At 41.3% G+C, this 25,548-nt stretch carries 30 protein-coding genes; all 30 read left to right on the forward strand.

What is annotated here, in order from left to right:
- The first annotated feature begins 10 nt into the window (after window positions 1–10).
- The 30 genes from xerC (at window position 11) to C9414_RS11550 (ending at window position 25,548) form a co-directional block, all read left to right on the forward strand.
- A complete protein-coding gene (xerC, locus tag C9414_RS11405; protein WP_107163656.1) occupies window positions 11–928 on the forward strand; it encodes a tyrosine recombinase XerC in 918 nt (305 codons plus the stop codon).
- A 14-nt stretch (window positions 929–942) separates the two neighbouring features.
- On the forward strand, window positions 943–1,488 hold the full coding sequence (gene hslV / locus C9414_RS11410) for an ATP-dependent protease subunit HslV (protein ID WP_024424181.1): 546 nt from the start codon (window positions 943–945) through the stop codon (window positions 1,486–1,488).
- Window positions 1,489–1,504: 16 nt separating this feature from the next.
- Window positions 1,505–2,905: an ATP-dependent protease ATPase subunit HslU gene (gene hslU, locus C9414_RS11415; RefSeq protein ID WP_047202158.1), complete on the forward strand. Its 1,401-nt coding sequence runs from the start codon at window positions 1,505–1,507 to the stop codon at window positions 2,903–2,905.
- Window positions 2,906–2,939: 34 nt separating this feature from the next.
- A complete protein-coding gene (gene codY / locus C9414_RS11420) occupies window positions 2,940–3,719 on the forward strand; it encodes a GTP-sensing pleiotropic transcriptional regulator CodY (protein ID WP_007499612.1) in 780 nt (259 codons plus the stop codon).
- Window positions 3,720–4,007: 288 nt separating this feature from the next.
- Window positions 4,008–4,397 (forward strand): flagellar basal body rod protein FlgB, encoded by a 390-nt coding sequence (gene flgB, locus C9414_RS11425; protein WP_039178512.1) that lies wholly within the window; start codon window positions 4,008–4,010, stop codon window positions 4,395–4,397.
- Window positions 4,397–4,849, forward strand: coding sequence for a flagellar basal body rod protein FlgC (gene flgC / locus C9414_RS11430; protein ID WP_024424179.1), 453 nt, complete (start codon window positions 4,397–4,399; stop codon window positions 4,847–4,849). The genes flgB and flgC overlap by 1 nt, the downstream gene beginning before the upstream one ends.
- 11 nt (window positions 4,850–4,860) lie before the next feature.
- Window positions 4,861–5,178 carry a flagellar hook-basal body complex protein FliE gene (fliE, locus tag C9414_RS11435; RefSeq protein ID WP_039178515.1) on the forward strand — a complete coding sequence of 106 codons (318 nt, stop codon included), beginning with the start codon at window positions 4,861–4,863 and terminating at the stop codon, window positions 5,176–5,178.
- 49 nt (window positions 5,179–5,227) lie between these two features.
- Entirely contained in the window at window positions 5,228–6,820 is a 1,593-nt protein-coding gene (fliF, locus tag C9414_RS11440) for a flagellar basal-body MS-ring/collar protein FliF (RefSeq protein ID WP_039178517.1), read from the forward strand.
- An 11-nt stretch (window positions 6,821–6,831) separates the two neighbouring features.
- The gene (gene fliG, locus C9414_RS11445; protein WP_107163657.1) at window positions 6,832–7,848 is read left to right on the forward strand and encodes a flagellar motor switch protein FliG; all 1,017 of its coding nucleotides are present in this window, start codon (window positions 6,832–6,834) and stop codon (window positions 7,846–7,848) included.
- On the forward strand, window positions 7,841–8,605 hold the full coding sequence (gene fliH / locus C9414_RS11450) for a flagellar assembly protein FliH (protein ID WP_047202159.1): 765 nt from the start codon (window positions 7,841–7,843) through the stop codon (window positions 8,603–8,605). The genes fliG and fliH overlap by 8 nt, the downstream gene beginning before the upstream one ends.
- Entirely contained in the window at window positions 8,602–9,918 is a 1,317-nt protein-coding gene (gene fliI / locus C9414_RS11455; RefSeq protein WP_047202160.1) for a flagellar protein export ATPase FliI, read from the forward strand. The genes fliH and fliI overlap by 4 nt, the downstream gene beginning before the upstream one ends.
- Before the next feature lie 8 nt (window positions 9,919–9,926).
- The gene (gene fliJ, locus C9414_RS11460) at window positions 9,927–10,370 is read left to right on the forward strand and encodes a flagellar export protein FliJ (RefSeq protein WP_024424173.1); all 444 of its coding nucleotides are present in this window, start codon (window positions 9,927–9,929) and stop codon (window positions 10,368–10,370) included.
- Between the two features lie 12 nt (window positions 10,371–10,382).
- On the forward strand, window positions 10,383–11,099 hold the full coding sequence (locus tag C9414_RS11465) for a MotE family protein (protein WP_107163658.1): 717 nt from the start codon (window positions 10,383–10,385) through the stop codon (window positions 11,097–11,099).
- Window positions 11,100–12,440, forward strand: a complete 1,341-nt coding sequence (locus tag C9414_RS11470) for a flagellar hook-length control protein FliK (RefSeq protein WP_107163659.1) — start codon at window positions 11,100–11,102, stop codon at window positions 12,438–12,440. It begins immediately after the preceding gene.
- A complete protein-coding gene (gene flgD / locus C9414_RS11475; RefSeq protein WP_039178531.1) occupies window positions 12,440–12,886 on the forward strand; it encodes a flagellar hook assembly protein FlgD in 447 nt (148 codons plus the stop codon). Before C9414_RS11470 ends, flgD begins: the two co-directional genes overlap by 1 nt.
- 17 nt (window positions 12,887–12,903) lie before the next feature.
- Entirely contained in the window at window positions 12,904–13,698 is a 795-nt protein-coding gene (gene flgG, locus C9414_RS11480; protein WP_107163660.1) for a flagellar basal body rod protein FlgG, read from the forward strand.
- Between the two features lie 37 nt (window positions 13,699–13,735).
- Window positions 13,736–13,951, forward strand: a complete 216-nt coding sequence (gene swrD, locus C9414_RS11485) for a swarming motility protein SwrD (protein WP_008344794.1) — start codon at window positions 13,736–13,738, stop codon at window positions 13,949–13,951.
- On the forward strand, window positions 13,948–14,376 hold the full coding sequence (fliL, locus tag C9414_RS11490; RefSeq protein ID WP_107163661.1) for a flagellar basal body-associated protein FliL: 429 nt from the start codon (window positions 13,948–13,950) through the stop codon (window positions 14,374–14,376). Before swrD ends, fliL begins: the two co-directional genes overlap by 4 nt.
- Window positions 14,377–14,408: 32 nt before the next feature.
- Window positions 14,409–15,407: a flagellar motor switch protein FliM gene (gene fliM, locus C9414_RS11495; RefSeq protein ID WP_024424167.1), complete on the forward strand. Its 999-nt coding sequence runs from the start codon at window positions 14,409–14,411 to the stop codon at window positions 15,405–15,407.
- Window positions 15,397–16,515, forward strand: coding sequence for a flagellar motor switch phosphatase FliY (gene fliY / locus C9414_RS11500; protein WP_107163662.1), 1,119 nt, complete (start codon window positions 15,397–15,399; stop codon window positions 16,513–16,515). The genes fliM and fliY overlap by 11 nt, the downstream gene beginning before the upstream one ends.
- Window positions 16,516–16,542: 27 nt before the next feature.
- Complete coding sequence (locus C9414_RS11505) at window positions 16,543–16,905, forward strand: chemotaxis protein CheY (RefSeq protein ID WP_007499584.1); 363 nt, start codon at window positions 16,543–16,545, stop codon at window positions 16,903–16,905.
- Between the two features lie 18 nt (window positions 16,906–16,923).
- A complete protein-coding gene (fliZ, locus tag C9414_RS11510; protein WP_047202166.1) occupies window positions 16,924–17,583 on the forward strand; it encodes a flagella biosynthesis regulatory protein FliZ in 660 nt (219 codons plus the stop codon).
- Window positions 17,576–18,241, forward strand: a complete 666-nt coding sequence (fliP, locus tag C9414_RS11515; protein ID WP_008354479.1) for a flagellar type III secretion system pore protein FliP — start codon at window positions 17,576–17,578, stop codon at window positions 18,239–18,241. The genes fliZ and fliP overlap by 8 nt, the downstream gene beginning before the upstream one ends.
- A 16-nt stretch (window positions 18,242–18,257) precedes the next feature.
- Window positions 18,258–18,527, forward strand: coding sequence for a flagellar biosynthesis protein FliQ (gene fliQ / locus C9414_RS11520; protein ID WP_003211206.1), 270 nt, complete (start codon window positions 18,258–18,260; stop codon window positions 18,525–18,527).
- A 6-nt stretch (window positions 18,528–18,533) separates the two neighbouring features.
- Window positions 18,534–19,313: a flagellar biosynthetic protein FliR gene (gene fliR, locus C9414_RS11525; protein WP_024426982.1), complete on the forward strand. Its 780-nt coding sequence runs from the start codon at window positions 18,534–18,536 to the stop codon at window positions 19,311–19,313.
- A complete protein-coding gene (gene flhB / locus C9414_RS11530) occupies window positions 19,310–20,398 on the forward strand; it encodes a flagellar biosynthesis protein FlhB (protein WP_107163663.1) in 1,089 nt (362 codons plus the stop codon). The genes fliR and flhB overlap by 4 nt, the downstream gene beginning before the upstream one ends.
- Window positions 20,399–20,427: 29 nt before the next feature.
- Complete coding sequence (gene flhA / locus C9414_RS11535) at window positions 20,428–22,461, forward strand: flagellar biosynthesis protein FlhA (RefSeq protein ID WP_039178556.1); 2,034 nt, start codon at window positions 20,428–20,430, stop codon at window positions 22,459–22,461.
- The gene (gene flhF / locus C9414_RS11540; protein WP_107163664.1) at window positions 22,461–23,579 is read left to right on the forward strand and encodes a flagellar biosynthesis GTPase FlhF; all 1,119 of its coding nucleotides are present in this window, start codon (window positions 22,461–22,463) and stop codon (window positions 23,577–23,579) included. The genes flhA and flhF overlap by 1 nt, the downstream gene beginning before the upstream one ends.
- Window positions 23,573–24,478, forward strand: a complete 906-nt coding sequence (locus C9414_RS11545; protein WP_107163665.1) for a MinD/ParA family protein — start codon at window positions 23,573–23,575, stop codon at window positions 24,476–24,478. The genes flhF and C9414_RS11545 overlap by 7 nt, the downstream gene beginning before the upstream one ends.
- Entirely contained in the window at window positions 24,475–25,548 is a 1,074-nt protein-coding gene (locus C9414_RS11550; RefSeq protein ID WP_107163666.1) for a protein-glutamate methylesterase/protein-glutamine glutaminase, read from the forward strand. Before C9414_RS11545 ends, C9414_RS11550 begins: the two co-directional genes overlap by 4 nt.

Consider the following 25,548-nt stretch of genomic DNA (forward strand, 5'->3'; position numbering starts at 1 on the left):
AGGTGTAAAAATGACGAATAAACAGCGTCTTGTCCACTTATTCATTGAATATCTGCAAATTGAAAAAAACTATTCAGCTTTAACGATCTCAGGATATACAGAAGCCATTGAAGAGTTTGTCAGATTTATGAACATTCAAGGAATAGACGGTTTTGAAGAGGTATCCTATCAAGATACGAGAATTTATTTAACAGAAGCTTATGAAAAAGGCCTGACAAGAAGAACGATTAGTAAGAAAGTCTCTGCGCTTCGCAGCTTTTATAAATTTTTATTAAGAGAACAGCTTGTGAAAGAAAATCCTTTTTTACTCGTTAGCTTACCAAAACAGGATAAGCGGATTCCTTCATTTTTGTATGAGGAGGAACTAAAAGAGCTTTTTACAGTTTCTGATGTCAGCACACCGCTTGGGCAAAGAAATCAAGCCATTTTAGAACTTCTTTATGCAACAGGTATGAGGGTCAGTGAGTTATGTTCATTAAAAGAATCTGATCTTGATTTATCGATGGATACAGTGCTTGTTCATGGGAAAGGCAGCAAGCAGCGGTATGTTCCTTTCGGGTCATATGCTCATGAAGCGCTCATTACTTATTTAGAGGATGGAAGGCAGAAGCTGAAATCTAAGGGGAAAGACCGCGCTGATGCACATGTGTTTTTGAATCAGCGCGGGACGCCTATTACAGACCGAGGTGTTCGATTCATTCTCACTGAATTAATGAAAAAAGCGTCAGGTACATTACATATCCATCCTCACATGTTAAGGCACACCTTTGCCACGCATCTCTTAAACGAGGGGGCGGATTTGAGAAGTGTTCAAGAACTTCTCGGTCATTCAAATTTATCATCTACACAGGTGTACACGCATGTATCAAAAGATTCTTTAAGAAACACGTACATGTCTCATCACCCAAGGGCTTTTAAACGATCCTAAAAGGAGGTTTTTTCATGTCATCATTTCATGCAACAACCATCTTTGCCGTTCAACATAAAGGAAAAAGTGCAATGGCTGGCGACGGTCAAGTTACTTTCGGGCAGGCTGTCGTAATGAAACACACAGCAAAAAAAGTGCGCCGTCTTTTCGGAGGCAAGGTGCTTGCAGGTTTTGCAGGTTCAGTAGCAGATGCTTTTACACTCTTTGAAAAGTTTGAAACAAAGCTTGAAGAATATGGTGGCAACTTAAAGCGGGCAGCCGTAGAACTAGCGAAGGAATGGCGAAGTGATAAGATGCTAAGGCAGCTTGAGGCCATGCTCATCGTCATGAACAAAGAAAGCATCCTGCTCGTCTCTGGAACTGGAGAGGTCATCGAACCAGATGATGGGATTTTGGCAATTGGCTCAGGCGGAAACTATGCGCTTAGCGCCGGGAGAGCACTCAAAACCCATGCAGGCGATCATCTCTCAGCGAGAGAAATTGCAAAGGCCGCTCTTGAAACGGCCGGAGAAATCTGTGTCTACACGAACGATCAAATCACTTTAGAAGAGCTTGAATAGAAAGGACATGAGACGTATGGAGAAAAAGCCGTTCACCCCAAGAGAGATAGTTGAAAAGCTCGATCAATACATCATTGGTCAGCTTGATGCGAAAAAAGCAGTGGCGGTGGCTTTAAGAAACCGTTACAGAAGAAGTCTTTTACATGATAAGCTAAAGGATGAAGTCGTTCCTAAAAATATTTTAATGATCGGCCCTACAGGTGTGGGGAAAACAGAAATTGCCCGCAGAATTGCTCGAATTTCTGGTGCGCCTTTTATTAAAGTCGAAGCGACGAAATTTACTGAAGTGGGTTATGTTGGCCGTGACGTAGAGTCAATGGTGAGAGATTTAGTTGAAACAGCGATTAGACTCGTCAAAGAAGAAAAAATGAAAGATGTTCAAGAAGAAGCAGAAAAACAAGCAAATAAACGTCTTGTTCATTTACTTGTTCCTGGTAAGAAAAAAAGCCAGTCTGTAAAAAATCCTTTTGAGATGCTGTTTGGCGGTTCAGATGAAGATGACCGTGATCGAGATCATTCAAATGAAGAAGTGGAACTCGAATCGACAAGAAAGCGAATTGCTCATCAGCTGGCGATGGGAGAACTTGAAGATCATTACGTCACGATCGAAGTAGAAGAACAGCAGCCTTCCATGTTTGATATGCTTCAAGGCTCGGGTATGGAGCAAATGGGTATGAACATGCAGGATGCGCTCGGCAATCTCATGCCTAAAAAGAAAAAACGCAGAAAGCTGACTGTCAGAGAAGCAAGAAAGGCGTTAACGGCTGAGGAAGCTTCAAAACTGATTGATATGGATGAAGTCAGTCAGGAAGCAGTCTACAAAGCAGAGCAGCAAGGAATTATTTTTATCGATGAAATCGACAAAATCGCCAAAAGCGGCGGTGCATCATCTGCAGATGTTTCTCGTGAAGGGGTTCAGCGTGATATTTTACCGATTGTAGAAGGTTCAACTGTGATGACGAAATATGGTGCCGTTAAAACTGATCATGTGCTTTTTGTTGCAGCAGGTGCATTTCATATGGCAAAGCCATCAGATTTGATTCCCGAGCTTCAGGGGCGCTTCCCAATTCGTGTAGAATTAGATAAATTAAGTATAGAAGACTTTGTGAAAATCTTAACGGAACCAGATAATGCATTATTAAAGCAATATAAAGCTTTACTTGAAACAGAAGGTATATCTCTTGAATTTTCTGACGATGCTATTCATAAGATTGCCGAAGTGGCTTATCATGTCAATCAGGAGACAGATAACATCGGTGCAAGAAGGCTTCATACCATACTTGAGAAGCTGCTTGAAGAGCTTTCATTTGAGGCGCCTGATATTACGATGGAGAAAGTGACCATTACCCCTCAGTATGTCGAAGAGAAGCTAGGAAAGATTGCAAATAACAAAGATTTAAGTCAATTTATACTTTAACAAATGAATAAAGTAATCTAGGAGGATCATTATTATGGCGTTACTACAAAAAACAAGGATTATTAACTCAATGCTGCAAGATGCAGCGGGGAAACCAGTTAATTTCAAAGAAATGGCAGAAACACTGAGAGATGTCATTGATTCAAACATTTTCGTATTAAGCAGAAGGGGAAAGCTTCTTGGTTACTCCATTAATCAACAGATCGAAAATGCACGTATGAAAAAAATGCTTGAAGATCGTCAGTTCCCTGAAGAATATACAAAGAGTCTATTCAATGTCCCAGAAACGTCTTCAAACCTTGATATTAACAGTGAATATACAGCTTTCCCGATTGAGAACCGTGACTTATTCCAATCAGGTTTAACAACAATTGTTCCAATTATCGGCGGAGGAGATCGTTTAGGTACGTTAATCCTGTCCCGCTTACAAGATACATTCACAGATGATGATTTAATTCTTGCTGAATACGGGGCAACAGTTGTTGGAATGGAGATTCTTCGCGAGAAAGCAGAGGAAATCGAAGAAGAAGCAAGAAGTAAAGCGGTTGTCCAAATGGCGATTAGCTCTCTTTCATACAGTGAGCTTGAAGCGATTGAACACATTTTTGAAGAGCTTGATGGAAACGAAGGTCTTCTTGTCGCAAGTAAAATTGCAGACCGTGTAGGGATCACTCGTTCAGTGATCGTAAACGCTTTACGTAAGTTAGAAAGTGCAGGCGTAATCGAATCTCGTTCTCTTGGAATGAAGGGAACGTACATCAAAGTGTTAAATAACAAATTTTTAATTGAACTCGAAAATTTAAAATCTCATTAATCAAAAACCCTTTTTGGCCGAAATAAATGCTGAAAAGGGTTTTTTTATGTGAAAAAATGAGGATTTGTCCGAAAAATGTCACTCTTTTTTCCAAGAAACCCCTTACAAATCTGTAGTGCTTTGAATCTAGGTCTTTATACCTATTCGTAAAATAGATATATATTACGAGTTTTTTTTACATATACATCATAGACTTTAATCCTATTATTTCTTACAATGAACATATGGTTTTACAAATCTCGACATGATTAAATGGAATGAAATACATATGATTGGAGGTATATGGTTTTGGATATATTTTCTGGAACGATAAGCAACCTTGAGAATGCCTTGGGCAGAGCGAATGTTAAGCAAAAAGTCATAAGCAATAATATCGCGAATATAGACACACCGAACTACAAGTCGAAAAACGTCGCATTCCATGACATGCTAAATGACGCATCGAACAAATTAGATGCTAAAAAAACATACCAAGGTCACATTGATTTTTCGAAAACAGGGTCTAATTATTCAGTTGTTTCTAGCAACCGTACTTCATATCAAGAAAACGGAAATAATGTCGATATTGATCAAGAGATGAGTGAACTCGCTAAAAACCAAATTCAGTATAATGCTTTGGTGGAAAGAATGAGCGGGAAATTTAATTCTCTTAAAACAGTTTTGACAGGAGGTAAGTGATGTCGATTTTTTCAGGAGTGAACGCTTCGGCCTCAGCATTAACGGCACAGAGGCTCAGAATGGACGTTGTATCCTCAAACCTTGCAAATATGGATACAACAAGAGCTAAACAGGTTGATGGCAACTGGGAGCCTTATAGACGTAAACTTGTCACATTACAGCCGTCAGGTGAATCATTTTCATCTATATTGAACTCAAGTATGAATTCAAGCGGCAAATTAGGAAACGGCGTCAAAGTAACAAAGATTACAGAAGACGAAACTCCATTCAACCTTCAATATGATCCTACAAATCCCGATGCCAATGAAAATGGATATGTTCAAACACCAAATGTCGATCCATTAAAAGAAATGGTCGACCTCATCAGCAGCTCAAGATCATATGAAGCAAACGTGACTGCTCTAAATGCGAACAAAAGCATGCTGATGAAAGCTTTAGAAATAGGAAAGTAAGGTGAAAACAATTGGTTAATGCAATATCTCCTTTCCAGCTTCAAACCGCTCAGCAAGCAAGTGAATTGACGAATGCATCGTCCTTGCAGGCGGCTGCACCTAAAAGTCAAACGAATTTCTCTGATGTGCTGAAGAATTCCATTGAGGCATTAAATCAATCACAGCTGAAATCAGACCAGTATACAAATGCGCTTGCACAAGGAAAAGATGTCAATCTCGATGAAGTCATGATTGCTTCACAAAAAGCGAGTGTCACACTCACAGCTGCGACAGAGTTTCGAAATAAAGCAGTCGAAGCGTACCAAGAGATTATGAGAATGCAGATGTAGGAGGTGCTGGTGGACAAAAAAAGACTGAATGGAATGACCGGGGGTTAAGATGAATCGTACTTTAATGCAATTAAGAACAAAAACAGTTGAGTTTTGGCGAAATCGATCAAAATTACAAAAAATACTCATGATTGGCGGCGTTGCTGCCCTAGCAATCATTATTACGGTTGTTAGCATCTTTGCTTCTTCTGAAAAAATGGTTCCGCTCTTTAGAGACTTGTCTGAGGCAGAAGCTGGACAAATCAAACAGGAACTAGATGGCAAAAACGTTAAATCGGAACTTGCAAACAATGGAACAACGATTCTCGTTCCAGAAAAGCAAGCAGACTCTTTAAAAGTAACACTCGCATCTGAAGGGCTTCCTAAGACAGGCAACATTGATTATTCCTTCTTTGCAAACAATTCAGGCTTCGGTTTAACAGATAATGAATTTGATGTTCTGAAAGTAGACGCAACTCAGACAGAACTATCCAATCTGATCAATACAATTGATGGGATTAAAGATTCAAAAGTGATGATTAACCTGCCAAAAGATTCCGTTTTTGTTGGAGAAGAGCAAAGTAATGCATCAGCATCCATTGTGCTGCAAGTTGAGCCTGGCTACACGCTTACGCCGCAGCAAGTAAAAGGCCTTTATCATCTTATTTCAAAAAGTGTGCCGAATTTAAAAACAGAAAACATTGTCATTATGGACCAAGATTCCAACTACTACGACTTAAACACCAGTTCCGATTCTTATGCAAGTGGAATGGATGCACAGCAGCAGAAAAAAGAGGAAATCGAAAAGAATCTTCAAAGAAAAATTCAGCAGCTGCTCGGAACAATGATGGGTCAAGATAAAGTGGCTGTATCGGTCACAACAGACATTGATTTTACTGAAGAAAAAAGAAAAGAAGACCTTGTAGAACCTGTTGATAAAGAAAACATGCAGGGGATTGCTGTCAGCGCTGAAAAGATTGCTGAAACATATTCAGGCAATGGAGCAGCAGCTGGAGGCACCGCTGGAACTGGTGACGATGATGTCACAAATTATCAAGGTGCCGATGGAGCGAATGGAAGCGGAGATTACGAAAAGAGTGAAGATCGTATCAATTATGAAGTCAACCGCATTCATAAAGATATCAAAGAAAGCCCTTATAAAATTAGAGATGTTGGCATTCAAGCGTTGGTCGAACCACCAACTGCAAACGATGCAAACTCTTTAACAGCTGAAAGACAAGATGATATCAAAAAGATTCTTTCAACGATCATTAGCACATCGATTGATAAAGAATACACAAATGGTCAAGCGCTCACTCAAGCAGACTTAGATAACAAAATCGTTTTATCTGTATCAAAATTAGACGGTAAACAGCAAACTGCGGCAGATAACCCTTCAAACAATATTCCAATCTGGGTTTATATTGTAGGCGGTGTGCTCCTACTTGCAATTATCGCTCTTATCATTCTTCTTGTACGCAAGCGTAGAAGAGATGAGGAAGAAGAGTTTGAGTTTGATGAACGTACACCAATCGATGTTCCTGATATCGACACTGAACCAGAAACAGAAGAAATGGTGAGAAAAAATCAGCTTGAAAAAATGGCAAAAGAAAAACCAGAAGACTTTGCTAAATTGCTACGCAGCTGGCTGTCCGAGGATTAGGAGGAATACACATGTCGAGAAAAGATCCAAATCGACTAACAGGCAGACAAAAAGCAGCAATCCTAATGATTTCCTTAGGGCTAGACGTGTCAGCATCTGTATACAAACATCTGTCTGAAGACGAAATAGAAAAATTAACATTAGAAATTTCCAATGTACGAAGTGTAGATACTGCTAAAAAAGATGAAATCATCGAAGAGTTTCACAGCATTGCCATCGCGCAGGACTACATATCGCAGGGCGGTCTTATGTACGCAAGACAAGTGCTTGAAAAAGCGCTTGGTGAGGAAAAAGCGGACAGCATCTTAAACCGGTTAACATCCTCTCTTCAAGTCAAACCATTTGATTTTGCTCGAAAGGCTGAACCAGAACAAATTTTGAACTTTATCCAGCATGAGCATCCACAAACGATTGCGCTCATCCTTTCCTACCTGGATCCAGTGCAGGCTGGGCAAATTTTATCTGAATTAGGCGAGGAAGTACAAACTGAGGTTGCAAGACGTATTGCCTTAATGGATCGCACATCTCCAGAGATCATCAATGAGGTGGAACGCATTCTTGAACAAAAGCTGTCTTCAACCTTTACGCAGGACTACACGCAAACAGGCGGAGTCGAAGCGGTTGTGGAAGTGCTAAATGGTGTAGACCGTGCTACGGAGAAGACCATTTTAGACACACTTGAAATTCAAGATCCTGAACTTGCTGATGAAATTAAGAAACGTATGTTTGTCTTTGAAGATATTGTCACTCTTGACAGCAGAGCGATTCAGCGCGTCATCAGAGATGTTGAAAATGATGACTTATTGCTCGCACTCAAAGTGGCAAGCGAAGAGGTCAAAGAAATTGTCTTCCGCAACATGTCACAGCGGATGGTCGAAACATTCAAAGAAGAAATGGAGTTTATGGGGCCTGTCCGGCTTAGAGATGTCGAGGAAGCACAAACCCGTATTGTCAGCATCGTAAGACGACTTGAGGAAGCTGGAGAAATCGTCATAGCTCGAGGCGGAGGAGACGATATCATTGTCTAGGATTATCAAACATGAAACATCTGTTATTCCTGAACAAGGACGGCAAACGATTCCTTTACAGCAAGTGGAGTTTAAAAGAGAACATCACGAAGAAGAGCTTGTCAATGAAACCGAAGCATCGCAGCTTGTACTTAGTGATGCAGAAGATCAAGCGAGCCGCATATTAGAACAAGCAAACAGTGAGCTGGAAAAAACAATGGCTGAAATCAATCAGCGCAGAACTGATTTTGAAGAAGAAAGAATACAGCTCATTGAAGAAGCGAAACAAGCAGGTTATCAAGACGGCTTTCAAAAGGGCGAAGCAGATGCGAATTTGCAGTACCAAGCTATTCTTGATCAAGCAAATGACATCGTCGGTCTTGCAAGGCAGGACTACGAAGAAAAAATTGAAAGCTCTGCTGAGCAAATTGTGGAACTTGCTTTTGAACTCGCTAAACGCGTTTGGAATGCAGCTGAGGAGACGAAAGATCAATTTTTGGCTCTTGTGAAGCAGGTCATTTCAGAAGTGAAAGAATATAACGATATTTCCATCTATGTTGACCCTGAACATTACGAGCATGTGATGGAATATAAAGACGAATTGATTAGAATCCTTCAAAAGGATACACATCTTGCCATTTACTCGGATGAAAAAGCGCCAAAAGGAACTTGTTACGTAGAAACAAGTTTTGGAAAAGTGGAAGCGAGTGTTGATACCCAATTGAATCAGCTGAAAGAAAAATTATTAGAAGTCATTGATTCAGGTGATCACAAATGAAAATGGATGTGTTAAAAGAAACGATTGAAACCGCTGATCCTTATAAACGATTTGGAAAAGTCAACCGAGTGGTTGGGCTGATGATTGAATCTAAGGGGCCGGAGAGTTCGATCGGTGACGTGTGCCTCATTCATAAAAAAGGGAGCAAGCACCATCCGATAAAAGCAGAGGTCGTAGGGTTTAGAGATGAAAACATTCTGCTCATGCCTTATGTAGAAGCATCCAATATTTCACCAGGAAGTCTTGTGGAAGCGACGGGTGAGTCGCTGAAGGTCAAAGTAGGGACTGGATTAATTGGTGAAGTCGTTGATGCCTTCGGTGATCCGCTTGATGGCAGTATGCTTCCGAAAGGACTTGCACCTGTTTCGACAGATCAATCACCCCCAAATCCGATGGACAGACCGCCTATTCGAGAAAAGATGGGTGTCGGCGTTAGAGTTATTGATAGTCTGCTCACAGTTGGCACTGGTCAAAGGATCGGGATTTTTGCCGGAAGTGGTGTTGGAAAAAGTACCTTAATGGGGATGATTGCAAAGCAGACAGAAGCAGACCTCAATGTGATTGCCCTTGTTGGAGAGCGTGGCCGTGAAGTTCGTGAGTTTATTGAAAAGGATTTAGGTGCTGAAGGACTGAAGCGATCAATTGTTGTCGTCGCAACTTCTGACCAGCCTGCACTGACGAGACTGAAAGCTGCCTATACTGCAACAGCCATTGCGGAATATTTCAGAGACAGAGGCAAAAATGTCATGTTCATGATGGATTCTGTTACGAGGGTTGCCATGGCGCAAAGGGAAATAGGTCTTGCAACTGGCGAACCGCCAACAACAAAAGGATATACACCATCAGTGTTCGCTATACTGCCAAAATTGCTCGAACGAACTGGGACAAATCAGCTTGGTTCCATCACAGCGTTTTACACAGTTCTTGTTGATGGGGACGATATGAATGAACCGATTGCTGATACGGTGAGGGGGATCCTGGACGGCCACATTGTACTTGATCGTGCTTTAGCCAACAAAGGACAATTTCCCGCTGTTAATATTTTGAAAAGTATCAGCCGTGTCATGAGCAATATCGCAAGTCATGATCACAAGGAAGCGGCTAACCGGTTCCGCCAGCTTTTATCCACTTATCAAAACGCTGAAGACCTCATTAATATTGGAGCGTATAAAAAAGGCTCCTCCAAAGATATTGATGAGGCCATGCAGGCTTACCCTCATCTGATTTCATTTTTGAAGCAGGATGTAGATGAGGCTGTATCTATTGAAGACAGTGTGAGTTTATTGCTCAGTTTGATGAATAGAGAGGATTGACAAAAACAGTGAGATATCAATACAAATTTCAAAAGCTCTTAGAACTGAAAGAAAGTGAAAAAGACAAGTCACTTGCAGCGTACCAACAATCCGTTTCGGCATTTGAGCAAGTCGCTGAAAAACTCTATGAAAATATGAGTAAAAAAGAGCTAATGGAAAAAAGCAAAGAAGAAAAGCTGAGAAGTGGAATGAGTGTTCAAGAAATGCGTCATTACCAGCAATTTGTGACCAACTTAGATAACACCATTCAGCATTATCAGCAGCTTGTGATCATGAAACGTCATCAAATGAATGAAAAACAATCTGATTTAACTGAAAAAAACATTGAGTTTAAAAAGTTTGAAAAAATGAAAGAAAAGCAATTTGAAAAGTTTTCCCTTGAACATAAGGCAATTGAAATGAAAGAAATGGATGATATCTCTATCAGCCAATTCATGTTTCAAGGACATTAGGAGTCGAGAAGAATGCCTAAGAAGGAAAAAACGAAGGAATCAGGCGGCGGGAAATTTCAATGGATCTTGTTTATTGTCATCATCCCATTGATTGTGCTTGTGATTGTCACTGGCACGATCCTTTATATGGCAGGTTTTGATCTAAAGAAACCGCTCCAAAACATTCCGGTGATCAGCAGCTTAGTTGGTTCAGATGACACCTCAAAAACGTCATCTTCACCTAATGATCAAAGCGATGCAGAGTTGAAAGAACTGAAAAAGACCATTAAAGAGCAAAAAAATGAACTCGAAATTGCACAAAAAGATTTGAAAACAAGTGATGAAGAAATTAAAAGACTGAATCAAAAAATCAACTCACTTGAAAAAACATCTGAAAATGATGCAAAGAATACGCCAGCCAATGACAGTTCATCGAATGACAGTTCATCGAATAACAGCTCATCAAATAATACGTCAGGTAATAACGCATCAGCGGAGTCCTCTGATGCAGCGGCATCCTCTAATCAGCAGACAAAAGGAAAGATCGCCAGCATTTATGAAAGCATGGACCCAGGGAAATCCGCCAAAATTTTATCAGAACTAAGTGATAAAGAGGCGTTAAAAATCCTTGAAGAGCTGAGCAAAAATAAACTGACAGACATATTAGCAAAACTGACACCTCAGAAGGCAGCAACGTTTACAAAAGAGCTTGCCAAAAAAGAAGAACGTGAAAATGGGGGTGGACAATAAGTGAAGCTATTGGATATTGCAGCCTTACAGCAATCTTCTCAAGGTCTCTCGGGAACAAAGGGAGGCGGCGCGGCAACTGCCAGCGGTTTGTTTAGACAATTACTTAGCGGAGCAGGCGCCCAAAGCGGTCCTGTTCATGCTGAGACAACCGCTGCTGCCTCACTTTCTATCAATGATGCGATGCAGATCATTGAAAAATGGATGCAATCACCTGAAGAAGGAATGAGCGCAGATCTACTAAGTGCGCTTCAAACACTACAAGGTCAAACACTACAAGGTCAAACACTTGAAGCAACTGATCTCAAGTCACTTGAAGAATTATTTCAAAAAATGGAATCTTCCATTTACGGTGATCAAGCTGAAAAGCCAGGTTCTGAACATAGTGAACAGCTCATACAAGTCCACTTTTTCATCTATCAATTGCTCAATCAACAGCCGCTCAGCTTTGATGCGAAACTTGTGCAGGATATTGAAGGAAAAGGTCAAGACTTCATCCACTTTCTTTCGAAAAACGGGGTAGATGAGAAACTCATTCAGCAAGTAAAAGAGCAGTTCTTTTCGCAGGGTTCAGCACCAAAGTTGAATTCGATGACTCAAAGTGAGCTAAAGCACTTTAATCAGTTAATCGATCATATGATGGCGAGTGCGAAAGGATCTGACAAAGAGTGGAAAATTTCACTAGGAGAGTTGAAGGAACTGGTCTCTCCAAAACAAGAATCTACTCTCGCTTCTCCGGCAAAAGGGAATGCATCTCTTGAGTGGCTCATCAAAAAAGAAGTTGTAAAAGGACAAAGCACTGCTGCGCCAGCTTCTGAAAAAATAATGACCCACTCGCTTCTGCCAGGTCATAAGCAGTTTTTCCAACTGCAGTCAGCGGCTCCTGTTCAGCAGACACAAACGACTGATGAAAAGCCAGGAACAGTTGATCAGCAAATTCTAAACACGTGGAAGCAAATGAAATTCACGCCGTTTGGCAATTCAAGCGGACGGTTTACCGTTCGATTAAATCCTGAAAATCTTGGATTTATTACCATTCAGCTAACGAAACAAAACGGTATGTATGCGAGTAAAATTACAGCCTCAACGCAAGCAGCAAAAGAGCTGTTAGAGCATCACCTTCCGCAGCTCAAGCAGGCGCTTCCGAATATGTCGGTTCAAGTGGACCGTTTCCATATACCGCTTCAATCAAATGAGCAGCCGTTATTTGGACAGTTTAGTGAAGAAAACAAGCAGCAGCAGCCAAAAGGACAGAATTTCCAGCAGACTGATGAACAGGAAGCAGAATTCCAAGATGTTCTGGATGCTCTTGTTGGGTCAGATGAAGAAGAGGAGGAGATCTAATGGCAACAGTTGATGCTACGAATAGAACAGCCGCACAAACAGACACTTCTTCAAAAGCAGAAAAGAAAACAGATACGCTCGGCAAAGATCAATTCTTGAAGATTTTGCTCACGCAGCTTCAAAACCAAGATCCGACAAATCCGCTTGATGACCGTGAGTTTGTCACGCAGCTTGCCACTTTTTCATCTTTAGAACAGCAAACCAATATGAACGATTCGATCACCAAGCTGAATCAGCTCATGTCTACATTTGTTGCACACCAAGATCCGTTTACGACGTATGTAGGCTGGATTGGTAAAGAAGTATCGGGCAAGCTGGATGATAAAGAGATATCGGGCACTGTGAAGTCTGTTAAAAACATAGATAATGAATACTTGCTTATTTTGGAAGATGGAACGAAAATCAGCCCTTGGGATGTTACAGCAGTTGGAGAAAAAACGAAGTAATTCGAGGAGGAAAATAAATGTTACGCTCACTTTACTCAGGAATTAGCGGAATGAAAAACTTCCAATCAAAATTAGATGTGGTAGCCAACAACGTAGCCAACGTCAATACACACGGATACAAAAAAAGCCGTATCACGTTTAAAGATATGGTCAGTCAAACCATTTCAAGCTCAGGTGGACCAACGAACAACTCTGGCTCAATCAACTCAAAACAAATTGGTTTAGGATCATCTTTATCTTCTATTGATAAAATCATGAAATCAGGTTCTTCTCAAAATACAGACGAACCATTTGATTTCTATATTAATGGAGATGGATTTTTCCGTATTCAAAAGCAAGGTGAAATCCTATTTACAAGAACAGGGAATTTCAAACCTGATTCAAATGGGGATTTGGCAACACCTGATGGAAACTATCTACTTGGCATGGATGGGCAAAGAATCAACGTTCCAAGCGACAATGTGTCAAGTGTTAGTGTAGGGCCAGATGGGACCGTTTCTGTTGTTGAGAACAACGTTTCTCGTACTGTTGGGCAAATATCACTTGTGTCATTCAGTAATGCAGGAGGATTAGATAAGATTGGGGATAACCTATACCGCCAAACGCTCAGTTCCGGTGCGCCAAGTAATGCCATCGCTCCTGGAAGTCAAGGAACAGGTGAACTTCAAACAGGTAAACTTGAAATGTCAAACGTTGATTTAACAGACGAGTTTACCGAAATGATTATCGCGCAGCGCGGATTCCAATCGAATGCAAAGACGATCACAACTTCTGATGAAATTCTGCAAGAGCTTGTGAATCTGAAACGATAGGAGGTAGGGGGAGCGGATGATCGCTTCTCTGCTCAATATGATTGAAGTGACAAGATTAAATGGCAAAGGATTTATGCTGAATGCTCTCCATATCGAGCAAATCGAAAGTTTTCCAGACACGACCATTACTTTGGCCAATGGAAAGAAATTCGTTGTGAAAGAAGATGAAGAGCAGCTTCAAGAGAAAATCATTTCTTTCTACAGAAAAATCCAAGTCATTTCATTGAATCAAGGAATAGAGGAATTTGAATGAAGAAGAAATTAGTCGTAGTAATGCTAATCTTGATTATTGCCATCGTCGGAATTGGAGCAGGCATCGTTTTTCTGCTGAATGGGTCAGAAGAAGCAAAAGCTGAAAAAGAGCCAACAGCAGATGAAGTTGTAAAAGCTTCTGTTGAAATTCCTGAGATTATCACCAATTTAAAGTCTGAAGGAAATGCTGTCAAACTTGTCCTGAATATTGAAACGGACTCTGAAAAAGCAAAATCAGAGCTTGAGAAAAGAAGTTTCCAAGTAAAAGATGCTGTAATCGACATTTTATCAGACACGAATGCAGATGAACTTGATGGCAAAAAAGGCAGAGAACATTTTAAAACACAAGTCAAAAACAAAGTGAATAACTATTTGCAAGATGGCAAGGTGAAAGAAGTATATATAACCTCCTTTAATCTGCAATAGAGGCGATTAATTAACGCGATGGAGGTGAAGAAATGTCAGGAGAAGTGCTTTCCCAGAATGAGATCGACGCATTATTATCCGCCATCTCAACAGGCGAAATGGATGCAGAAGAGCTGAAAAAAGAAGAAACGACGAAAAAAGTGAAAGTGTACGACTTTAAACGTGCACTGCGCTTTTCAAAAGACCAGATTCGAAGTTTAACAAGGATTCATGATAACTTCGCTAGACTGCTCACCACGCATTTTTCAGCGCAGCTAAGATCATATATTCAAATTACTGTCAGCTCGGTTGACCAAGTACCATACGAAGAATTTATTCGTTCGATTCCTAATATGACATTATTAAACTTATTTTATGTCAGCCCGCTTGAAGGAAGAATCATGCTTGAAGTGAACCCAACAATCGGCTATGCGATGATGGACAGGCTGATGGGCGGGATTGGCATTAGTCATAATAAGACAGAATCACTTACAGAAATTGAAACAAAGATTATCTCAAACATGTTTGAGGGAGCTTTGGAAAATTACAGAGAAGCGTGGCAGTCCATAACCGACATCGAGCCTGAAATGGCAGATTTCGAGGTAAATCCCCAGTTTGTTCAAATGGTGTCACCAAACGAAACAGTTGTCGTCATTTCTCTTAATACACAGATTGGCGAGGTAAGCGGGGTTATTAACCTATGTATTCCTCACGTTGTATTAGAGCCTATTATTCCGAAGCTGTCTGTACACTACTGGATGCAGTCTGAACGAAATGAACCAAAACAGCAAGAGACAAAGGCCATTGAAAAACGGATTATGAAGGCAAAAATACCGGTAGTCGCAGAGCTGGGACAATCGGAAATGACGGTGGAAGAGTTTTTGAATTTGGAAATTGGTGATTGTATTGCCTTGGACAAACCAGTAAATGCGCCTCTTACTGTTATGGTCGGAAATAAACCGAAATTCTTGGGACAGGCCGGCCGCGTGAATCGGAAACAGGCGATTCAAATTCTAGATCACGACATAAGAGGTGAAGAAGATGGAGAATAACGGAAGTAAATTATCACAAGACGAAATCGATGCGCTCCTTAAAGGAGGCAGCAATGACGATATAGAGCCTGATACAATCCTTTCTGCAATGGAGCAAGATGCCATTGGAGAAATCGGTAATATTTCATTTGGCAGCTCTGCAACAGCACTTTCAACCCTATTAAATCAAAAAGTGGAGATTACAACTCCAACGGTTACAGTAATTCAAAAAAGTAAGCTGAATGAGGAATTTCCTCATCCGTATGTCGCTATTGAAGTGAATTATACGGAGGGCTTCAGCGCAAGTAACCTGCTTGTTATCCAGCAAACAGATGCAGCAGTCATTGCAGACTTAATGATGGGCGGAGAAGGGACAAATGCTGACCCTTCTTTAAGCGAAATTCATTTAAGTGCAGTGCAAGAAGCGATGAACCAAATGATGGGTTCTGCTGCGACGTCTATGTCGACTGTCTTTAATAAAAAGATTGATATTTCTCCGCCGCGCGTCGAATTACTTGATGTGAAAGAAGGAGAAGGGACAGACCGCATTCCAGCTGAAGAAATGCTTGTCAAAGTATCCTTCAGATTAACAATAGGTGAACTGATCGATTCAAATATTATGCAGCTTTATCCTATTACATTTGCGAAGGATTTAATCGCAGAATTAACAGTCCCTGCGAATGAAGAAGAGCCTGTTCAAGAAGCTCAAGTGAGCATACCTGAACCTCAGCCGGCAGCACCGCAAACGCAGTCTGCCCCAGCGCAACAAGCAGCACCGCCGAAAAGACAGGCGAAGCCGGCAGCACCTGTAAATGTGGCGCCAGTCGAATTTGAAGCGTTCAGTGAGCCTCAGCATACAACAAGCCAGCTTGGAAATCTTGATATGCTGATGGACATTCCGCTTTCCATTACGGTGGAACTTGGAAGAACTCAGCGCAGTGTGAAAGAAGTTCTTGAGCTTTCAGCTGGAAGTATCATTGAACTGGACAAACTTGCTGGTGAGCCAGTAGACATTCTAGTTAACAAACGAATCGTCGCCAAAGGGGAAGTCGTTGTCATTGATGAGAACTTTGGTGTTCGTGTGACTGACATTTTAAGCCAGTCAGAAAGACTTTCTAATTTAAAATAAACAAACATACAGGGAGAGAATAAGTAAATGGCTACTAAGGTATTAATCGTAGATGATGCAGCATTCATGAGAATGATGATCAAGGATATTCTTGTAAAAAACGGATTTGATGTAGTAGGAGAAGCAGAAAACGGCGCACAAGCAGTTGAAAAATACAAAGAAACATCTCCTGATCTTGTCACAATGGATATCACAATGCCAGAAATGGACGGAATCACTGCACTAAAAGAAATTAAACAAATCGATGCTTCTGCAAAAATCATCATGTGTTCTGCAATGGGACAGCAGTCAATGGTTATTGACGCGATCCAAGCAGGCGCAAAAGACTTTATCGTGAAGCCCTTCCAGGCAGACCGTGTACTTGAAGCAATTAATAAAACGTTAGGCTAAAAAAGGGTGTAAGATTTGTTGAAAAAACGTTTGATATGTATAGCAATGATCAGTTTTATGCTTTTCTTGACGATGCAGCCTGCCTCACTGTTTGCTGAAACGAAAGATCCTGAGAATGGCACAGTGAATGACTGGATCAAAGATGAGAAAGAAAGCAAAAAGGATACAGAGAAGAAAACCACTGACAATCAAACGAATCCGGCAGAAGAAGTTCCCTCTTCTTCTGTCTCCATTATGGATTTTGTCAAAATGATTGGTGCCTTACTATTTGTCATCCTGCTTATTTATGGATTGGTGAGATTTGTTGGTAAGCAAAACCGCTTACTCAAACCATTTCGCTATGTTGAAAATATTGGGGGAACGACAGTCGGACAAAACCGTTCAGTCCAGCTGATCAAGGTGGGCAAACGAGTATTAGTTGTCGGCGTAGCAGATTCAATCCAGCTGCTAAAAGAAATTGATGATGAACAAGAATGTGAAGCAATCGTAAAACAATATGAAGAAGCGATGGAGAGTAAGACCGATTTACCAAAAATGGTTAAAAAATTCACCTCGCAGGTAAAGAAACATGATCTGCCGACCACTTCTTCTTTTTCAGCCAATTTAAAGGCGCAGCTAGCCGAATTGAAAAAGACCCAATCAGAAGTCAGAAAGAAAGGCCCGAAACAAAATGAATGAGTTTATCGATTTATTTAATTCCAGCGGTGCAGGAAATATCAGCACATCTGTCCGTCTTCTATTACTTTTAACTGTATTTTCGGTTGCACCGGGCATTCTCATTTTAATGACGTGTTTTACACGGATTGTGATTGTTCTTTCATTTGTCAGAACATCACTTGCAACCAACTCAATGCCGCCAAACCAAGTGCTTGTTGGACTTGCTTTGTTTCTCACATTTTTTATCATGGCACCCACGTTCTCACAGATTAATAAAGAGGCGCTCACGCCGCTTTTAAATGATGACATCACGTTAAATCAGGCGTATGAAAAAGCCGAAGTGCCGATTAAAGAGTTTATGAGTAAACATACAAGACAGAAAGATTTGGCTTTATTTCTTAGCTACGCAAAAATGGATACACCTGAATCGATTAAAGATATTCCATTAACGGCGATGGTTCCCGCTTTTGCCATTTCAGAATTAAAGACGGCATTTCAAATTGGTTTTATGATCTTTATTCCATTTTTAATTATTGACATGGTGGTCGCAAGTGTTCTGATGTCAATGGGGATGATGATGCTTCCGCCGGTGATGATATCACTCCCTTTCAAAATATTGTTATTTGTTTTAGTCGATGGATGGTATTTGATAGTTAAATCTTTGCTGCAAAGCTTTTAGAGTAGGTGCTTAAAACATGAGTTCAGAATTTGTCATTACGATGGCTGAAAGATCAGTGTATGTAGTATTGCTTGTGAGTGGGCCGCTTCTAGCGCTCGCGCTCATTGTGGGACTGATTGTCAGTGTGTTTCAGGCGACAACCCAAATTCAAGAACAAACGCTTGCGTTTATTCCTAAGATTGTTGCAGTACTCATTGGGCTTGTTGTGTTTGGTCCATGGATGCTTTCAACAATCGTGTCCTTTACGACAGAGCTGTTCTCGAATTTAGATCGATTTGCAGGTTAACCAGCGATGTCAATCATAGAATTATTTCCTGCTTTTCTATTAGTTTTTATTCGGATCACCGCTTTTTTTGTGACAGTACCGCTTTTAGCGCATAGAACGATCCCGGCTGTACACAGAGTTGGATTCTCGCTGTTTTTAGCTGTCATTAGTTTTAGCACCATAAAGGAACCGCCAGCACTCGACATAGACGGTCTTTATATGATGCTTGCGGTGAAAGAAGCAATGGTCGGTCTGCTGCTTGGGCTGATTGCATACATCATGGTGTCCGCTGTTCAAATTGCCGGCTCATTCATTGATTTTCAAATGGGTTTTGCGATTGCCAATATTATCGATCCGCAAACAGGGGCGCAGACGCCGCTGATGGGACAGTTTTTTTATACGGTCACATTGCTGTTGATGCTGGCAACAAACGCACATCACCTGCTGCTTGATGGAATCTATTACAGCTTTCAATACATTGCAGTTGATCAATACGCGCTGAATTTCGGCAGTGAATCCTTTGCTTACTTTATCGCAAAGAGCTTCAACCAAATGTTTATCATTGCCTTTCAAATCTCGGCACCTGTAGTGGCAAGTCTGTTTTTAGTCGATTTGGCACTGGGGATTGTGGCACGTACAGTTCCACAAATGAACGTATTTGTGGTCGGACTTCCTATTAAAATGGGTGTGAGTTTTATTATGATCATCATCTGTATGGGCGTCATCTTCGGTGTTGTCCAAAATACATTTGAAACGATTGTACTCACCATGAGGAATTTCTTAGCATTGGTCGGTGGTTCGTCATGATGACAAGACTTAGACTAGACTTGCAATTTTTTGCAGGTGAAAAAACAGAAAAAGCAACGCCGAAAAAAAGACGGGATTCACGTAAAAAAGGACAGGTTGCCAAAAGTACCGACGTCAATACAGCCATCTCATTTCTATTAATCTTTTTATCATTCTTTTTTATTGGGCCTTTTATGAAAGAGCGGATTATCGCGCTCATTGAACGTTTTTATTCAACAACCATGCTAATGAAGGTTAGCACATCTAATATTCATCAATTATTCTTGGAATTGCTTCAGGAAACAGGGCTCCTCCTCATGCCAATCCTTGGTGTTGGCATGCTGGCGGGCGTTATCAGTAACTATTTACAAGTCGGCTTTCTCTTTTCGACAGAAGTAATTCAACCGAAATTAGAAAAGCTTGACCCAATCAAAGGATTTAAACGAATATACAGTATTCGAGCCCTCGTAGAGCTATTAAAATCTATTTTGAAAATTGGCTTTGTTGGCTTTGCGACATTTATTGCTCTTTGGATGCACTTTGATGAAATTCTGCGGCTTCCTTTATTAACAGCAGAGGAAACCCTTCATTTCGTCGCAAATATGACCTTGATTATGGGGCTGTATGCTGCGGGTGCTCTTCTAATCTTGGCAGGGCTTGATTATATGTATCAGAAATTTGATTATGAAAAAAACTTGCGGATGTCTAAACAAGACATCAAAGATGAGTATAAAAAATCAGAGGGTGACCCGCTCATCAAATCGAAGATTAAACAGCGTCAGCGGGAAATGGCCATGAGACGGATGATGCAGGAAGTCCCAAAAGCGGACGTCATCATTACTAACCCAACCCACTATGCCATTGCTTTAAAGTATGACGAAGAAAAAATGGACGCGCCCTATGTTGTAGCTAAGGGAACGGATATTTTGGCTTTGAAAATTAGAACGATTGCGAAAGAACATGATGTCATGACTGTAGAGAACAGGCCGCTTGCCCGCGCGCTTTATGATCAGGTTGACATCGACCAAGCAGTGCCAGAAGAATACTTTAAGGCCATCGCAGAAATTTTAGCTTATGTCTATAAAACGAAACAAAAGATTTTATGAATTTTTGGTTTTAAAAGGAGAGAACAGGCATGTCAGCAAGAGATTTATCTGTTTTATTCAGTGTTATTTTAATTGTGGCGATGCTGGTCATACCGTTTCCGCCCGTTTTATTAAGTATTTTAATCATTATTAATATTTCTCTTGCGCTTATCGTGCTTCTCACCACAATGAACATGCAAGAACCACTGCAATTTTCAATTTTTCCATCATTGCTTTTGCTCTTAACGCTGTTTCGTTTAGGGCTTAACATCTCTACAACACGTTCTATTCTTTCAACAGGAGATGCTGGGAAAGTTGTCGAAACGTTCGGTTCATTTGTTGTTGGAGGAAATATCCTCGTTGGTCTTGTTGTTTTCCTTATCCTGATCATCATTCAGTTTATTGTTATCACAAAAGGGGCAGAGCGTGTATCAGAGGTTGCGGCAAGATTTACACTCGATGCGATGCCAGGTAAACAAATGAGTATTGACGCAGATTTAAATGCAGGAATGCTGACAGAAAGTGAAGCAAGAAATCGCCGTGAAAAAGTAGCGAGAGAAGCAGACTTTTATGGAGCGATGGATGGTGCCAGTAAGTTCGTAAAAGGGGACGCCATCGCAGGTATTATCATCGTCATCATCAATATTATATTTGGAATCATTATCGGGATGCTTCAGCAAGGCATGTCGATTCAAGAATCAGCCTCACACTTTACCTTATTAACGGTAGGAGACGGAATCGTTTCGCAAATTCCGGCACTCCTCATTTCAACGGCCACAGGGATTGTTGTGACTAGAGCAGCTTCTAATGGAAACCTTGGGTCAGACATTACAGGTCAGCTCTTCGCATTCCCGGCCATGCTTTATGTGACAGCGGGCACCATCTTCCTTCTTGGGCTGTTTACGCCAATCGGCATACTTTTGACAGGACCGATCGCAGGTTTACTTGCACTTGGCGCATACATGATGTCGAAAAACAAACAAGACCAAGAAGAAATTGAAGAGGTACTGGAGGAACAGGCAGAGGTAGAAGAGATGAAAAGTCCAGAAAGCGTTATTCATCTTCTGCAAATGGATGCCATTGAATTTGAATTTGGCTACGGCCTCATCCCACTCGCTGATGCAAACCAGGGTGGTGACCTGTTAGACCGAATTGTGATGATCCGAAGGCAGCTTGCCCTCGAACTGGGTCTTGTCATTCCAGTCGTCCGGATCCGGGACAATATTGCACTGAACCCAAATGAATACCGATTGAAAATTAAAGGGAACGAAGTAGCAAAAGGGGAGCTGCTGCTTGATCACTACTTAGCGATGTCCCCAACGCCTGATGATGATCCAATTGAAGGTATTGAAACAATCGAACCATCCTTTGGACTGCCGGCTAAATGGATATCCGAAGCAGAAAAAGATCAGGCTGAGATGCTAGGCTATACGGTTGTGGATCCAGCATCTGTCGTGTCTACTCACATCACAGAGAAGATTAGACAAAACACACACGAACTGCTCGGACGCCAAGAAACGAAGCAATTAATCGATCATCTGAAAGAAAGTTATCCTGTCTTAGTGGATGAGGTAACGCCAAATCCGCTGGCAGTCGGTGATATTCAAAAAGTACTGGCGAAGCTGCTGAAAGAAAAGGTCTCTATCCGAAACCTTGTCACCATTTTTGAGACGCTTGCAGACTACGGAAAATTAACAACTGATACAGATTTATTAACAGAGTATGTCAGACAGGCGCTGGCAAGACAGATTACGGCACAGTATGCAAGAGAAGATGAATCACTCAAAGTCGTGACATGCTCAGGCCGAGTAGAAAAAGTGATTGCAGACAGCGTTCAGCAGACAGAGCATGGCAACTACTTATCGTTAGATCCAGAATCCTCGGAAAGTGTGATTCAATCAGTGGCGAGAGAAATTGAACAGCTTTCGCTTCGTCAGGAAACGCCGGTTCTATTATGCTCACCTCCTATAAGAATGTACGTGAAGCAGTTGTTAGAAAGATATTTCCCAGATTTACCGGTACTATCTTATAACGAACTAGAAGCGAATGTGGAAGTACAGAGCATCGGAGTGGTGGATATCTAATGAAAATGAAAAAAATCACAGCAAATTCTATGCAGGAGGCAACGATTCAAATCAGGCAGCAGCTTGGGAAAGATGCCGTTATTTTAAATTCCAAAACCGTTGTTAAACGCAAACTGTTCGGTTTGAAGAAACAGCAAATGGTCGAAGTGATTGCAGTGCTGGATCAAGATTTCGAGGAAAGAGCTGGTAAAGGGTTAAGCCCTGTGCCGCCTCTTCCAGTGTTACCAAAAAAGGAACAAGTTCAAAAGCAGCCCGAAGAGCCATCCTTTGCTCCCAAAGCGGCGAAACCAGCACCTTCTCATACTCAGCCTTTAGAATATGTGAGGAATGAACGGCATGCTGGTATTCTACCCGAACCTCTCATAGCAATCGATCAAAAGCTAAAGGATCAAGGTCTTGATGATGCCATTCGAGACGAATGCCTGAAAGGTCTTTTAACAAAGGGCGCGGTTAAAGAAGATCACATAGAAAAAGAACTTGAACAACTGCTGACAGATATGCTGCCAGCTAAAACCTCTGATGAGCCGATGATCTCTTCAAAATACATTGTACTGTTCGGTTCAACTGGAGCTGGTAAAACGACAACGATTGCAAAGCTGGCTGCTAAAACGGCCATTCAGCAGCAAAAAAAGATCGCTTTTATTACAACCGATACGTACCGGATTGCAGCGATCGAACAGCTGAAAACATATGCTGAACTGCTGAATGCACCTCTTGAGGTTTGTTATTCGAGAGAGGATTTTGTAAAAGCTCAAGAGACCTTTAAAGAGTATGATCATATTTTCATCGATACAGCAGGCCGTAACTTTAAAGAAGAAGCGTATATCAAAGAGCTGACCAACATTATTCCATTTGATGAGAGCATTCAAAGTTTTCTCGTGATGAGTGCTACATCGAAGTATCAAGACATGAAAGCCATGGTCAAGCGCTTTGAACACGTTCCAATCGATCAATTCATTTTTACAAAAGTAGATGAAACGGACACGATGGGAACCATTTTTCAAATCATTGCTGACTCTCAAATCAAACTTGGTTTTTTAACAAATGGCCAAAATGTGCCTGAAGATATTCTTGAAGGTTCTCCTCGTGAACTTACAAGGATGGTTTTACAATCATGAAGCCCGACCAAGCAGAAGGGCTAAGAAAACTAGTTCAGCAGAGTCAAATGATCACACCGGCTCCTCTTAACGTCAGCGGACAGGCAAAAACCATTGCCGTTATGAGCGGCAAAGGCGGGGTAGGTAAATCGAATTTGACACTGAATATGGCACTGTCTATCGCAAGCACAGGCAAAAGAGTGTTAGTGATCGATCTTGATTTTGGGATGGGGAATATTGATATTTTACTAGGGAAAACATCGGCTAGCTCTATATTAGATGTTCTCGTTAGAAAAAAATCCTTCCAAGCAGCTATGACAAAAGGAACGGATAACCTATATTACATTTCTGGTGGAAGTGGACTTGAACAGCTGTTTTCTTTAGATAAAGATCAATGGTCGTTCTTTTTGGAAGAGATGGAAAAAATGATGCAGGGCTTCGATTGTATTTTCTTTGATATGGGTGCCGGCCTGTCAAAAGATCAGCTGCCATTTGTCTTATCAGCAGGGGAAGTAGTCGTTGTGACTACGCCAGAGCCGACATCCATCATGGATGCCTACAGCGCGATTAAACACTTAGCCATTCATCAGTTTGAACGGTCTGTGCAAATCATTGTCAACCGGTGCAAAACTCCGTCAGAAGGGTCTGAAACCTACCGGAAATTAGCAGGAGTGGTCACATCTTTTCTTCACAGAAAACTTGTATTTGCTGGCGCTGTGCCTGATGATCCTGCGGTTCCTAAAGCAGTATCAGAACAAATTCCATTTTATATGAAGCAGCCTCATTCAAGGCTGAGTAAAACCATTAAGATGCTGGCAGAAACACTATATCATCAGCAGATAAGAGAGGCACGGAGAGAACAGCATACGTTTATAGATAAGTTGTCCTCTTTTTTTAAAAGGAGGAAGGTGGACTCATGATTAGAGTGCTAGTAGTAGATGACTCGGCCTTTATGAGAAAACTCATTAGTGATTTTCTAAGTGCTGAGCAAGAAATTGAAGTCGTCGGAACGGCGCGAAATGGGGAAGATGCCTTAAAACGGATCAAGGAACTGAATCCAGATGTTGTCACATTAGATGTGGAAATGCCTGTTTTAAATGGAACAGAAGCATTAAAACAAATTCTGGCTGAACACGACCTTGCCGTAATTATGGTGTCAAGCCAGACAAAGCAAGGAAAAGATTTAACCATCCATTGCTTAGAACTCGGTGCTTTCGACTTTGTGACAAAACCTTCGGGAAGTATTTCGCTCGATTTGCACAAAGTGAGGGGGCAAATTGTTGAGCGGGTACTTGCGGCAGGACTGTCAAGGAAACGCACTGAAGAGAAGATGTCTCCTAAACCGGTGATAAAGCCGCCAAGTCCAGTGGCTGCACCCCGTCTGCAAACAGTAAAAGGCGCCTCACTCCGAAAGATTATTTCTATTGGAACATCTACAGGAGGGCCAAGGGCACTTCAACGAGTCGTAACGAAGCTGCCTAAGGACATAGAGGCACCTATATTGATTGTGCAGCATATGCCGGCAGGATTTACGGCATCACTTGCTGCTAGGTTAGACCATTTATCACAAATTACGATTAAAGAAGCACAAGATGGAGACATCGCGAAAAATGGAGTGGCTTACATAGCTCCTGGTGGAATGAATATGTCACTTCATGACCAAGGGGGATCACTTGTTATCAGGCTGTCCCCTGAAGACACGGAAAGCCGGCACAAACCGTCTGTTAACTATTTATTTGAATCCATCAGCAGCATAAAGGGTTACGAGAAAATCGCTGTCATTATGACAGGAATGGGCAGTGACGGTACGGAAGGTGTCAAAAAAATGGTCGCAAGCGGTCATACGAAAGTCATTGCAGAAAAAGAAGAATCATGTGTTGTTTTCGGAATGCCTAAATCAGTCATTAAAGCAGGCCTTGCACATGAGACAAGGCATGTGGATGACATCGCACATGCAATTATAAGCTCCATGAAAAAAGAGAGGGCGTGA

Source organism: Bacillus sp. Nf3, assembly GCF_003028545.1.
GTDB classification, from domain to species: domain Bacteria; phylum Bacillota; class Bacilli; order Bacillales; family Bacillaceae; genus Bacillus; species Bacillus safensis.